The sequence below is a fragment of the Janthinobacterium sp. UMAB-60 genome (assembly GCF_900095235.1).
In the GTDB taxonomy this organism is placed as follows: Bacteria; Pseudomonadota; Gammaproteobacteria; order Burkholderiales; family Burkholderiaceae_D; genus Janthinobacterium.
The window spans coordinates 78,430-91,870 of the sequence record NZ_LT607486.1 but is presented as its reverse complement, the minus strand read 5'-3'; the positions used below and the strand labels follow the sequence as shown (position 1 = coordinate 91,870).

Annotated in this window: 10 protein-coding genes; 2 read left to right on the top strand and 8 right to left on the bottom strand. The window is 62.3% G+C overall.

Annotated elements, in window-relative coordinates; genetic code table 11:
* Positions 1 to 76 precede the first annotated feature (76 nt).
* The 6 genes from K0F86_RS10335 to K0F86_RS10310 all read right to left on the bottom strand — a co-directional run bounded on the left by K0F86_RS10335 (position 77) and on the right by K0F86_RS10310 (position 7,064).
* Positions 77 to 1,090, bottom strand: coding sequence for a response regulator (locus K0F86_RS10335; RefSeq protein WP_219134311.1), 1,014 nt, complete (start codon positions 1,088 to 1,090; stop codon positions 77 to 79).
* Positions 1,083 to 2,180 carry a hybrid sensor histidine kinase/response regulator gene (locus tag K0F86_RS10330; protein WP_219134310.1) on the bottom strand — a complete coding sequence of 366 codons (1,098 nt, stop codon included), beginning with the start codon at positions 2,178 to 2,180 and terminating at the stop codon, positions 1,083 to 1,085. Before K0F86_RS10330 ends, K0F86_RS10335 begins: the two co-directional genes overlap by 8 nt.
* Complete coding sequence (locus tag K0F86_RS10325; RefSeq protein WP_219134309.1) at positions 2,180 to 3,523, bottom strand: sensor histidine kinase; 1,344 nt, start codon at positions 3,521 to 3,523, stop codon at positions 2,180 to 2,182. Before K0F86_RS10325 ends, K0F86_RS10330 begins: the two co-directional genes overlap by 1 nt.
* Complete coding sequence (locus tag K0F86_RS10320) at positions 3,523 to 4,917, bottom strand: class I SAM-dependent methyltransferase (RefSeq protein ID WP_219134308.1); 1,395 nt, start codon at positions 4,915 to 4,917, stop codon at positions 3,523 to 3,525. Before K0F86_RS10320 ends, K0F86_RS10325 begins: the two co-directional genes overlap by 1 nt.
* A gap of 219 nt (positions 4,918 to 5,136) precedes the next feature.
* Positions 5,137 to 6,162 (bottom strand): AraC family transcriptional regulator, encoded by a 1,026-nt coding sequence (locus K0F86_RS10315; protein ID WP_257572086.1) that lies wholly within the window; start codon positions 6,160 to 6,162, stop codon positions 5,137 to 5,139.
* Positions 6,162 to 7,064, bottom strand: coding sequence for a GGDEF domain-containing protein (locus tag K0F86_RS10310; RefSeq protein WP_219134307.1), 903 nt, complete (start codon positions 7,062 to 7,064; stop codon positions 6,162 to 6,164). Before K0F86_RS10310 ends, K0F86_RS10315 begins: the two co-directional genes overlap by 1 nt.
* 316 nt (positions 7,065 to 7,380) lie before the next feature.
* On the opposite strand from K0F86_RS10310, the gene K0F86_RS10305 reads away from it, so the two are divergent.
* Positions 7,381 to 9,912: a TonB-dependent receptor gene (locus K0F86_RS10305; protein ID WP_257572085.1), complete on the top strand. Its 2,532-nt coding sequence runs from the start codon at positions 7,381 to 7,383 to the stop codon at positions 9,910 to 9,912.
* 17 nt (positions 9,913 to 9,929) lie between these two features.
* Positions 9,930 to 11,789: a phytase gene (locus K0F86_RS10300; protein ID WP_257572084.1), complete on the top strand. Its 1,860-nt coding sequence runs from the start codon at positions 9,930 to 9,932 to the stop codon at positions 11,787 to 11,789.
* Between the two features lie 81 nt (positions 11,790 to 11,870).
* On the opposite strand, the gene K0F86_RS10295 is transcribed toward K0F86_RS10300, so the two are convergent.
* Both K0F86_RS10295 and K0F86_RS10290 read right to left on the bottom strand, forming a co-directional pair.
* On the bottom strand, positions 11,871 to 12,284 hold the full coding sequence (locus tag K0F86_RS10295) for a hypothetical protein (RefSeq protein ID WP_219134305.1): 414 nt from the start codon (positions 12,282 to 12,284) through the stop codon (positions 11,871 to 11,873).
* A gap of 493 nt (positions 12,285 to 12,777) precedes the next feature.
* Positions 12,778 to 13,374 carry a hypothetical protein gene (locus K0F86_RS10290; RefSeq protein ID WP_219134304.1) on the bottom strand — a complete coding sequence of 199 codons (597 nt, stop codon included), beginning with the start codon at positions 13,372 to 13,374 and terminating at the stop codon, positions 12,778 to 12,780.
* Positions 13,375 to 13,441 lie beyond the last annotated feature (67 nt).

The window sequence follows — 13,441 nt, the reverse complement described above, 5'->3', positions numbered from 1 at the left end:
CTCTGCTCGCAGCAAACAGAAACAGGGCCCGCGCGGCCCTGTTTTATTTTGCGCTGCCCCTTGCGGGCAAGCCGGCTCAGAACTGCTCGATCCAGGCCGCCAGATGGTCGGGCGTGAGCGCCGGTTCAGCCTGCACCACCTTGCCTTGCAAGCCTTGTTCCGTCTTGCTCAGCTGCAGGGACCAGCCGCGCCGCGCCAGCCACAGCAGGCTGGCCAGCCAGAATGCGTGGATGGACGAGACGGGCGTGGTGGTCGGCGTTTCCAGGAATTCCGTCAGCAGGCGGCCATCGAGGAACAGCGCCGTGCCGCCCTGGTTTTGCAGCGCCGCGCCAAACACGGGCAACAGCATGTCGATCGCCTGCTCCACGCCACGCCCCGGATGCTCGCGCTCGAGCGTGTCGAGCTGCTGGCGCACGGCGGCGGCAAAGGCGGTGCCGCGGAAGGCTTCCGAACTGACCAGGTCGGCATAATCCATCAGCAGCCAGTCCGGCTCGGGCGGCGTGACGCCAGCCGTCAGGGCCGCCGACAGATACGCTTCCACGGGCAGCTGCTGTTCCGGACCGGCCAGGCTGGCGCACAAGGCGTACAGGGTGCCGATGCGGTTGGCGACGGCTTGCCGCTGCCGCACCATCAGCTTTTCGCGCAGCAGCTGGGCGTGTTCATTGCGCAGCCGCGCCAGTTCCAACGCCTGCTTGAGTTCCATGCGCAGCGCCGCGATATCCCACGGCTTCTGGATGTAGCGGTGGATCTGCCCCTGGTTGACGGCTTCCACCGTGTGCTCCAGTTCGGAGTACGCGGTGGTCAAAATGCGCACGATGTGCGGATGGCGGTCCCAGCAATACGACAGCAACTCGTTGCCGTAGGCACCCGGCATGCGCTGATCCGACACCAGCACGGCGATGCGGTCGGCCTGCGCGTCGAGGATGCGCTTGCCCTCCTCGACCGAGGTGGCCGTCAGCACGTCGGCCAGCGGCGCGATGGCACGTTGGAAATATTTGAGGGCGTTGGCCTCGTCATCGACATAGAGTATCGTCGGCAAGCCTTGCGCCGGCTCAAGCTGAGCCGGTAAACGCAGATTGGCGTCAATCATGCTCGTTCCTTATATGTACTGGAAAATTCAGGGTGACCGTGGTGGCACTGCCAAATTCGGTGGCGATATCGAGGTTGCCGCCGAACGATTGCATCATGCGGTGGCAAAACACCATGCCCCAGCCCTTGCCTTCGTCACCGCTGGCACTCACGGGGTCGAGCAACAGCTGGGCCACAATCTCGGGGGCGATGCCGGCGCCATTATCGCGCACCGTGATGCGGCCCGCATCGATGCGGATGCCGATCGCCGGATGGTCTTGCTCACCGGCCGAGCGCAAGGCGTTCGCCAGCACGGACGATACAATCAGCGCAACGCAGTTGGGCGACTCGGCAATGGAGAAATCCTCGCCCACTTCGACCGAGATGGCGGCGCGCTGGGCCGTGCTCAAGGGGTAACTGTCGAGCAAGGCGGCCAGCAGCTGGCGCGCGCTGCCGGCGCTGCGTCCGCCCTGCATGCCCGGCCCGGCGCTGGCCAGGCGCACCGTGTCGACAAAGCTGGCCAGCACGGACAAACAATAGCGCGCATTGTCGTGCATCAAGGCGGCCGCTTCGCCGATCTCGGCCTGCGGTGCGGAATCCGCCTGCGCGCGCCGCGCGATGCCGCGCGCAAAATTGGCGATGGCCGCCAGCGGCGTGTTCAATTCGTGCGCCAGGAAGGCCAGCGACTCCTCCATCGCCACCAGACCCTGGCGGCGCGCGGCGCGCTCGCGTCCCGTCTGCACGGCCAGCTGCAGCGCCGTTTGCATGGCGGCCAGGTCGAGCGGCTTTTCCAGCAGGCGGAACAGCGAGCCGCCGTTGATCAGTTCCAACAGCACGTCCTTGTCCGCATAGGCCGTCACCAGCATGCAGACGATGTGCGGATAGCGCTGCGCCACTTCCTGCAGCAGCTCGCTGCCCAGGCGGTCCGGCATGCGGTAATCGGTGACGAGCACGTCAATCTGGGCGGCCTCGTCTTTCAGCAAGGCCAGCGCCGCATCGACGCTGTGCGCCGTCAGCACGCGGTAGCGCGCACCGACGGCGCGCTCGAAATACTTGCAAGCGAGCGCTTCGTCGTCCACGTACAGCACGCTGGCGCGGCTATCGTTGTCCATTAACGGCCCTCCCAGTCGGAGCGCTGCAAGTCGAAATTCATGCTGGCCCATACACCCAGCTCGCTTTCGGCGGAGAGGGTGCCGCCGTGGCGCTCGATCACGCCATAGCTGATGCTCAGGCCCAGGCCCAGCCCCTGCCCCACTTCGCGCGTGGTGAAGAACGGTTCGAACACGCGCGCCAGGTTTTCCGGGGCGATGCCGGGGCCGTTGTCGCGCACGCTGATGCGCAGGCGGTTCTCGTCCCAATGGGCCGTGATGCGGATCTCGAACGGCGGCGCATTGCCCTTGCGCATGGACAGCACGGCATTGCCCAGCAAGTTGATCAGCACGCCCACGACGGCCGCCTCGTCGCCGCGCACCAGGGTGTCGACCGGCAAGTCGTGGCTGATGCTGACATTCTTCGTTTCATGCCCCACCAGGCGGATGGCCGCATCGAGCGCGCTGCGGAACTGGAAGTGCCCCGTTTCCAGCTGGTTGCCGCTCTTGCGGTAGGCAAAGGTTTTTAAATCGGACACGATGTGCTGCACGCGCAGCATGCCCTGCTTGGCGTCGGCCAGACATTCGCTCACCAGCGCGCTTTGCCTGGCGGCCGGGTCTTCGATGGCCACCTCGATGGCCATCATGCAGAAATTCACGGGATTGTTGACTTCATGCAGCATGCCGGCGGCCAGGGTGCCGATGGCGGCCATTTTCTCCTGCTGCAGCATCTGCCCCTTGATATCGGCCAGGCTTCTATTCGTTTCTTCCAGCTGCGTGTTCTTTTGCGCCACTTCCGCCTTCAGCTGGAACAGCATGAAGCGGGCGCGCTCATTGAAATAGGTAAACACGGCGCTGATGCTGGCCGACATGATGAGGAACAGGCAGTTGACGACAAACGTGGCCGGCAAGTCGAAGCCGCCCGCATGCCAGGCGCAGGCGGCCACGTACAGCAGGCAGGAAATGGCGCCGAAAACCATGTTTTGCCACAGGCCGAAGGCCAGCACGATGCCCGAGGAATAGATGGCCAGGGTCATGCCCACGTAATAGATCGAGGTGGCGCCTTCCGTGACGGCGATCATCCAGGCGATCATGATCTGCGGCAGGATCAGCCACACAAAAGTCAGTCCCTGGATGCGGTCTTGCGCCCAGCGCGTGCGCATGGCCAGCACGACGCAAAAGATCAGCACGGACACGACGATGCGGGCGCTGGTAAATGCCGACTGTTTATCAGGATACAGGGCCGAATCGAGGCCCATGCCCAGCAGGATCAGCACGATGCCCGTGTAAGCCCCGCCGCGGCTGAATTCCAGGCGGAAGTCGCGCAAAACGGCCGTGTAGCCGGCGTGCAAGCCTGGGGTATCCATCAAGGAATGCTCACTTCCGCGAACACATTCACGCCCGTGACGTCGACATAGATTTTCGGCGCCGTCGCATGTTCGGGCAGCAAGGCCGACAAGCCCGCTTCATTGCGATAGATCAAATGCCACTCCAGCAAATGCTCCATGCCGAACTTGCCCGGATTGTCGGCGTGCACATTCGTCACCAGCAGGCGCCCGCCCGGCCCCACGCGCGAGGCGAAGTGCAGCAGCAGGCGCGCGCACACCTTGTCGGACAGGTAGTCGAACAGGCCGGCGCAATACACGGCGTCGAAACTGCCGGGCAAGCCCGTGGTACCCGAGCCGTGGCGGCGCTTGAGCAGGTTGTGCACGGAGTCGTGCACATAATCGATTTCCACCACTCTTCCCGTGCGCTGCATGATGGTGGTCAGGCGCGCGCGCGTCCAGTCCAGGGTCTCGCCGCTGAAGTCGACCAGTTCGAAGGCCAGCCATTGCGCATCGGGGCAGGTTTCCAGGAAACGCTGCACCTCGATGGCGGGGCCGCAGCCCACGTTGAGCACGTTATACACGCGCCCTGCCGCCCGCGCCTCGGCCGCCTTGTGCGCCAAAAATTCCGTCAGGATATCGATGCGGTTGCGGTGCGCCGTCGCCACGGCGGCCTGCAAAAAGGCCGCATTGACGATCTGAAAATACGTGCTCGGGCCCTGGCGCGGGTCGTCGAGCAGCTGGTTGACCATCTGGTAATCGCCCGCGTAGCCGAGCGGTTTGGTAAACGTGCGGAAGACGAACGGCGCGCGCAGGATCAGCGGGTGCAAGGCCGCCTGGGCGAACGCGCGGTGGGCCGGCGCCCGTTCTTCCTCGACGAGGGAAGCTTCCACCTCGAGCTGGCGCAAGTACAGCTGGGTTTGCTCCATCAGCGGCAAGGCCAGCTCGTCGAAGATATCGGCGCGCAGGCGACCGTTTTCCTTCGGCAGCGAATCGGACAAGTCGACCTGCTCGACCCAGCGCGCCACTTCCGACAAAAAGGCGCGCATTTCGTTGACGACGATCTGGTAATCGCGGCGGATGCGGAAGCGCTCGCCCCAGCCCGCGACAAAGGCGCTGGACTCTCTCGCCACGGCGCCCTTGACCACCACCACGTCGCTGAGCTCGCGCCACTCGTCGATCAGGGTGACGGAAACGATGGCGGTCAGGCCCGTGTTGACGCTGCTGATGACGACGGCCTTGCCGACATAGGCGTTCTTCGTTCCCATGCGCACCGTCAGGTCGTTGAGCACCTCGCTGACCTGCACAATCGAGTAGGGATTGTAGATTTCCATGACCAGCGAATTGCGCTGCAAGTTGAAAATCGTGCCACGCACCGCCTCACCCTGGGTGTTACGGAAACTGACGACTGGATCGATCTGCGATTGTGAATACACGATTGAGCATTATCAAGTTGCCCGGCTGCCGGCGCACCACGTTGGGCGCGCCAGTTTCCAGGCTGGGTTAAGGCACGGCACACCGGTCGTCGCTGCCATACCGGAGCGCCTCAAAGCGCGTCTGTTCGCTCTCTGATCGAGTGTACTATGGATGTGGCAGAATGGGCAATTGTTCCCTCTGGAACGACCCATCATGGCGCTGGCGCGCAACGCCGCCATTCAACCGGCCACGAACAACGCCAGCGCATGACGCAACAGCTGCGGCGTTTGCCCCGTCCAGCGCTTGAACGAGCGGCGAAAGTTGGTGGCATCATGAAAGCCGAGGTAGGCGGCCACGGCGTCGTTGTCGTAGCCATGCGCCTGGAACAGGTAGATGGCCTTGTGTGCGCGCACCTGGTCCAGCTCGGCCTGGAAATGCGTGCCATGGCGCGCCAGGTGGCGTTTCAGCGTGGCCGGACTGACGCCGAATTCCTGCGCCGTGCGCTCCAGCGTGGGCGCGCAGCGGATGTTCGCCAGCAGATAGTCGTACAGCGCGCCGAGCAGGCTCGCAGCCGGCACGGGCGCCAGCGCCGCCGCGCGCAAGGCCAGCGCGGCCGCCGTGGCATTGCCGCGCGGCCAGGGTTTATCGAGCCAGCTAGAATCGATGAGCATGGCGTCGACCTGGCAATCGAAGCGCAGCGCCTGGCCCAGGTGCACCTCGTGCTGCTCCACGTGACGGGGCCGCGCGCGGTTGAAGCAGAAGCGCCACGGCAGCGCTTCGCCGGCCAGCCAGCGGCACATGGCCGCCAGCGCCGTCATGTGCATTTCCACCAGAAACGGCAGCTGGCTCGGCGCGCCGAACGCATCTGTCCAGTACAGCACATGCAGCTCGCCCGCCTCGCGCAAGCGCGGTTGCAGCAGCGGACACAGCAAGGTATGAAAACCGCACAGGATGGTCAAGGCCTGGCGCAGATTCTGCGCCTGCAGCAAGGCATGGCTGGCCGCGCCGTAATGGCCGGGCAGCATTTGCTGGCCCAGCATGAAGCTGGTGTCGGCACTGTCCAGGCCGCGCGCCACGTTGGCCAGCAATTGCAGGTATTGCGCGGCGCTGACCTGGCTTTCCGCACATGGCAGCGCACCGCCGTCGAGGCCCGTGCCCTTGAGCAGCGGCGCTACGGCCAGTTCGCGGCTGCGCGCGTAGTCGAGCACCAGCGCCGGCTGGTGATGGGCCGCGATGCTGGGGTCGCCTTGCTGGTTCAGCGGCATCAGGCAGGCGCGGCGGAACTGATCCCGGCACCGGAGCGCGGCGTTTCCACGGCACGGCTCAGCTCGGCCAACACCACTTCCGGCACGCCATCGGTGAGCGAGCACGCATGTCGCAGGCTCAAGCGGATTTCACGGTTGTCGTTGGCGTGGTGGCGCATCTGCCCCACCATGGCGCACAGGTGGCGCGCCTTCACGGCAGCATCCTCGCGCGACACGCCCGGCATCAGCACGGCAAAGCGGTCGCCCGCATAGCGGCACAGCAAATCGTCATTGCGCAAGTTCAGCAGCAGCATATGACCCACGGCTTGCAGCACGCGGTCGCCTTCGCGGTGGCCGTATTCGCGGTTAATCAGATGAAAGCTGTCGATGTCGAGCAAGACCAGCGCGCAATCGAGGCCGGGCCGGCGTTCCTGCTCCAGGCGCATCTGCGTGCGCAGGTAGCTGGCGTCGGCCAGCTGCGTGATGCGGTCGAAGGCGCGGTGGTCGCGGAACAGGCGTTCGCGCTTTTGCAGGTGCTCGTTCAGGCGGAACTGTTCCTGGCGCCAGTAGTACATGCCGATCGTCAGCACCAGCATGCCAAACGGAATCAGCGCTTCCAGCCAGTTATCCCACACTTCCTGCTTGTCGATGGCGAAGAATTCGTCGAGGCAATCGGCCCAGGACCCCAGCATGATGGCGCACAGGCCGCCGGCGATCAGGCTCGTCACCCGTCCCCGTGGACGGCTGCTGAGGGTGAACAAAAACCAGATGCCCGCCATGACGGCCGTGCCGCCTTCGCAGACGATATCCATCCACTTCCAGATGGCAAACGGTTTAAGGTGCCCAAGTGTGGCGTACAGGAAAAAGAACAGGGGCAATGCCAGCGCGGCGGCAATCAGACTGTTACGGTGCAACGGCAGCATGTGGGGGACCTTTAAAAGTGGTGCTGCCGCCACGATAGCGCCCGCCCATGACGCCACGATGACATACGCCAAGCCCGTGCGGCAGGTGCAAACGGCTCAACATGCGCAACGCAACTGATGCAAATCCGGCAAGCCATTGCCCGTGCGCCCTGCGCCGGCAGGTCATTTCAGCTCACCACGCTTCATTTCCGGCCGGAAAGCGTTCACCCGCCGTTGTTTTCAGGGTGGCAAGCCCGCCCCTGTCACGCAACCGTCATATTTGCTGCCTAGAATCCGCCCGGTTCCTTCCTCCCTAACCGAGCTCTTCATGAAAACCATGCACACTTCGCCCCCCTCTCCGCTGCGCCTGACGGCCCTGGCCCTCGGCATCATGGCCGTCTTCAGCGGTCCAAGCCATGCGCAAGCGCAAGATGCGGATGGCTTGCCGGCCGCCACCGTCGTCGTCGTCAGCGGCCAGCGCGCCAGCCTGCGCAACGCCATCGCCGCACAGGAGAAAGCCGACAACATCATCAGTGTCATCAGCAGCGACGATATCGGCGGCTTGCCCGATAAAAACGCGGCCGAGGCGCTGGCCCGCTTGCCGGGCGTGTCCGTGCAGCGCGACCAGGGCGAAGGCCGCTACATCACGGTGCGCGGCCTGGGGCCAGACTTGAATGCCGTGACCATCAACGGCGCGCTGGTGCCGTCGCCGGAAGCGGGCCGCCGCGCCGTGGCGCTCGATATCCTGCCTGCCGGCCTGATCCGCACTCTGGAAGTCTCGAAAACCTTACTCCCTGAAATGGACGCCAATTCGCTGGGCGCCACCATCGAAGTCAAATCGCTGTCCGCCTTCGACTTGCCGGGCAAGCTGCTGTCGGCCAACGTGGGTGCCAGCCATGATGAAAAGACGGGCAAGACCAGCCCCAGCGGCGGCGCCCTGTGGGCCCAGCGCTTCCTCGACGGCAAGCTGGGCGTGGCCGCCGGCCTGAGCGCGGAAAAGCGCTCGTTCGGTTCCGATGACGTGGAAACGGGCGGCGCCTGGAGCAAGGGCAAATTATCGGGCCTGGAATTGCGCGACTACCTGCCCGTGCGCAAGCGCGGCGCGCTGGCAGTCAACCTCGATTACCGCCCGGAAGCGGGCAACAGCTGGTTCTTGCGCTCGTTCGTCAGCGAATTTTCCGACGATGAAGTGCGCGACCGCCTGACCATCAGCAATATCGCGGGCGGCAGCCTGGCCGAAGGCGCCACGGCCAGCGCGCGCGCCGAGCGCCGCATCCGCCAGCGCAAGTACACGCAGCAAGTACGCTCGCTGGTGCTGGGCACGCAGCAGAAATCGGGCGACTGGACGCTGGACGTGAAAGGCGGCATGAGCCGCGCCACGGAAGACACGCCCGAGTCCTTGAACGACGGCCGTTTCCGCGGCGTCAGCAACTTTAACGGCATCAGCTTCAATGGCACCGAGCAACCATTGTTGAGCGGCCCCGCCTCGCTGTACGACCCGGCCAGCTATGCGCTCAACGCCATCACCCTGCAAAAGCGCTACTCGAAGGACAATGAACACCACGCGCGCATCGACCTGGCGCGCAAGTTCGACATCGCCACCCTGAAATTCGGCGCCAAAATCAGCCGCCGCGAAAAGTCCAATGACACGGATCAATGGGCGTATAACAGCAGCAAGGCCACCAGCGGCAATTACTGGGGCGCCGGCTCGACCTCGATGAGCGCCTTCGTGCAAGGCCACAATCTCGACTACGACCTGGGCAACATCGGCGTGGCGCTGGACCCCGCGCTGATACGCGCCAGGGTCGCCGGCCTGGACCGCGCCAAGGCGCGCCTGGCCACCGAGTCCATCATCAACGATTACCGCATGCATGAAGACATCAACGCCATGTATGTGCAAAACAGCTACGACTTCGACGCTTGGCACATCCTGGGCGGCGTGCGCGCCGAACGCACCAGTTTCGAGGCTGCCGGCTCGCAGGTGGACAGCACCGGGGTTGCCAAGGCATTGACGCGCGAACGCTCGTACACCAACTGGCTGCCGAACCTGCAAACCCGGTATGACGTCGATCAAAAGACCAGCGTGCGCGCCGCCTGGACGCAAGCCGTGGTGCGCGCCAACTTCAGTCAGCTGGCACCGGGCATCAGCCTGGCCAGCAACACGGAAGCCGTGATCGGCAATCCGGACTTGAAGCCCTTGAAAGCAAACAACCTGGACCTCGGCATCGAAAGAGTGCTGGGCAACGACGGCGTGATGTCGGCCTACGGTTTCTACAAGGACATCAAGAATTTCACCTACACGACGAACCTGGCCGGCACGGGACAATGGACGGGCTACACGACGGCCACCTCGTATGCGAATGGCGACGCGGCCAAGGTGAAAGGCATCGAACTGGCCTACATGCAGCCGCTGCGCATGCTGCCGGCGCCATTCAACAAGTTCCTCGTGGGCGTCAACGGCACCCTGAGCACCTCGAGCGCGCAAATCGGCCGCTACGACAAGGCGAGCAAGCAGCAGCTCACCCGCGATATCCGCCTGCCTGGCCAGTCGAACCAGGTGATGAACTTGATGCTCGGTTATGAAACAGGGCCTGTGAGCGCCCGCCTGGCCCTCAACTACAAGTCGCCGTATCTGCTGGAAATGGGCAACGACATCCTCGATCCAAGCCAGGACCACATCGTCGACAGCCAGAAGCAGCTCGATTTCTCGCTGTCCTACCAGATCAACAAGCAGTTCCAGGTGGTCTTTGAAGCGGCCAACCTGAACAACGAGAAATACTATGTCTACCAGGGCACGAAGCAATACAACGTGCAGAACGAACAATACGGCCGCACTTTCAAAGTGAGCCTGAAAGCCAGCGCCTTCTGATGATGATTGTAAATGCCATGAAAAAAACCGTACTCTGCAGCGCTTTGCTGGCTGCTTTTTCTTTCAGCAGCCTGGCGCTGGCTGTTCCCGCCAATGCTTTACCCTCATTAATGCAGGAAGCGGAAGAACTGGCGCGCCTGCCCGGCGGCGGCTGGTTGACCCTGGACAAGCATGGCTTGCGCTTGTTCAACCTTGCCGGCCAGGAACTGGACCGCATCGCCGTGCGCGCCAAACAGCTCGACACGCGCATCGATGGCAATCGCGTGCTGGCCGTGTTCCTGGAAGCGGACACGCAGCGCCCGCTGCCCGTGATGGTCGATGTGCAAGCCGGCAAGCTGGTCAAGCTGGCGCCGTTTCCCGTGCCGACGTTTTCCGTGGAAGCATCGTGTTTGTACCGCGACGCGCAGCAGCTCGATCATCTGTTCTTGATCGGCAAGGATGGGCTAGCAGAACAGTGGGTGATGCAGGGCGAACAGCGCAGCCTGGTGCGCAAACTGGCTTTGCCGCCGCACGCGAAGCATTGCCGGGTCGACGACGGCGCGCAGCGCCTGCTGGTGAGCGAGGCGAACATGGGCGTGTGGGCGTACGACGCCGAATCCGAAGGCATGGGCAAGCGCGAAGTGGTGGCCCTGCGCAAGCCGTACGGCCAGCTGGACGGCGGCGCCGGCGCGCTGGCCGTACTGCCCGGTGGCGTGGCCGTGCTCGACGGCAAGGCGGAAAAGCTGCACCTGGTCACCCATCAAGGCGGGCAGTGGACGGCGCAGCCAGCCCAAGCGATCGCCTTGAACGTGCGCAAGGGCGACAGCCAGCTGGCGCTGGACAAGGACTCCTTGCTACTGCGCGGCAAGAACGGTTGGCAGGCACGGCCCTTGAAATGGGTGGGCAAGGCGGAAACCCAGCCAGCGTTGGCCATCATCGCCCCACAAGCGCAAACGGAACCGATGGCGCGCCAAGGCGACGCGGCCGACGACCCGGCCATCTGGCTGGCCAGCGATCCTGCCAATGCGCGCATCCTGGGCACCAACAAAAAGCAAGGACTGCTCGTCTACGACCTGAAAGGCAAGCAAACGCAGCTGCTGGAAGTGGGCCGCCTGAACAACGTCGACGTGCGGCAGAACATCCAGTTGGGCGGCAGCACGGTCGACCTGGCCGTGGCCACCCAGCGCGACGACAACAGCATGATGCTATTTACCATCAATGCCAGCGGCGAGGTGGCGGAAGCGGGCCGTTTTCCAACCGGGCTGAAAAGCATCTACGGCATGTGCTTGTACCAGCCAGCCGGCGGCGGCGTGCAAGCATTCATCAACGACAAGGACGGCACCTTCCAGCAGTACAAGATCGAAAGGAGCGGCAACAAGTTCAGCGCCACCCTGTTGCGCAGCTTCAAAGTCGCCACGCAACCGGAAGGCTGCGTGGCCGACGACGCCAACGCCCGCCTGTTCCTGGGCGAGGAAACGCGCGGCGTGTGGACCACCTCGGCCGACGCCGCCAAGCCCGATGCCCTCGCCATGGTCTTGCCCGTCGGCCAGCACCTGACAGCCGACGTGGAAGGCATGGCCATCTACCGCAAGGCCGGCAGCGCGCCCAACACAGGCTACCTGATCGTCTCCAGCCAGGGCGACAGCAGCTACGTGGTGCTCGACGCGCAAGCGCCGTATACAGTGCGCGGGCGCTTCAAGGTGGGCTTCAACTTGCCCGCCGGCATAGACGGCACCTCGGAAACGGATGGCCTCGACGTCACCTCCGCCAACCTGGGCGGCGCGTATGCGCAAGGCATGCTGGTGATCCAGGACGGCTACAAGCGCCTGCCCGATGGGCCGCAGAACTTCAAGTATGTGGCGTGGGGGGATGTGGCGAAGGCGTTGGGGCTGGAGTAATCAGGCAAGAACGAGGTTGGGCCTGCCGGGGAATGCGCATCAGTGGCGCGCATTCCGCTCCCGAAGGAACCAGCCCCGGCACTATGCACGCGGCATATCAATATGAAATGGCAGTCGCTTGCCGCATAAGTCCACCATGCCCGACACAAGCAGGCGCCGTGCCGACAATTCAATGATGTTGACGGCCGATACGTCACCGTGCTCCATCATATACATACCCGACTCCTCCACCTCGGGATGCGCATCTAGCATCCCGATCGAAAACGCTCCTCCCTGCCCTTGCGGTATACGCAAGCCGTGCAGGAAAAACGCAGGCGGATACAGCGCCCACGACCATTCCGCGTCATCGGGCTCAATCAAGCACATAAACACATCGTCGTTCCCATGGATATCGATGATTAGTTCCACCATGCCAGTGCCATCTTCTTTCAGGCTAATGCTTGATTTCGCCACATCCACTTCAAAATTAGTGTCGCCGATACTGAAAACAGTCATTCAATACTACTCCCGAGTTACAGGTAAATATGCTGTGCGACAGGCAGCAAGGAGTGCAGGGCAACCTCATCGATCAGCAAACCAGAAGGATAAATCCGGCAATTACAGCGATCGTTCTGATGCTCAATTTTTATCCTTTTGACCATGTTCGTGCCATCATTGTCAACGCGCGCCGAAATGGCGTCAAAGTTCATCGCCTTTAATAGTGCCGGTGAACGCAAGAAAAGGCCGCATACTCCGTAAAACAGGCAAAACCTGTAACGTCCGCTTCCGCCCTATTATGTTGAAAAAGTCGAGCGGCAACAATTTCGGGAGGTCTCGGACCTCCAAGCAGGCGGTGATCGTTCATTAGCGGCAGTTCTGGCCAGCCTAGGCTGGCAGAATTTCTATCTAAATATCACTGTATCCGCGTTTTTCAATACAACAGCCCCAAAGCAGACAAACTTCTGCTCTTGACCGAGTGCTTACGTGCCTGGACGGCAGCTCTCGCCTTTTACTCAATAGCCTCAGAAACAGTAGGAAAACGTCCTTCATTCACAGATATATGTACCCGAACAATGGTAAATCCGTTTTCTTCAGAGACAAATGTATGAACGTCGTCACGCCGTCCATGGGGCTCCGCAGCTTCAGGCCATGCACGGTCATCAATCGGACCTAAGAATGGCTCGCGTCGTCCATCAATTCCCGAAGCAATATTTTCCGCTCGAATATTGACGCGGCGCGACAAAATTTCTACCATATTCGCGTGTAAATCTGTCGTTTTCCAAGCCTCTTTAAAAGCTTCACCGAATGTCTTGTCAAATACCCACATGGTAACGCCGGCTGCAACACCTGAAAGCAACAATGAGCCAGTCGAAACTTTATCGACATAAAATGTGCGCGATTGAAATCTCTCAGCTCGATATCGAACCGCATCGAATATCGGACCAAGTTTTTCCGGCAACGTATTTTCGAGAAGCCTCAGCTCTACTAGCTCAGCACGATAAATTGCTTTCTCCACTTTCTGTAAGTAGTAACGTATTAGCTCGCTTGAGAAAAGCTGTCGATCTGTCAAATAGAGCTCTACACGAATATCGTTGGGTGTGTCCATGTGTTCTTCCTAAAATTGATGTGAGATGCTATCTGTCAATTAGCATGGCGTGCGGCCTAGCCTTCTA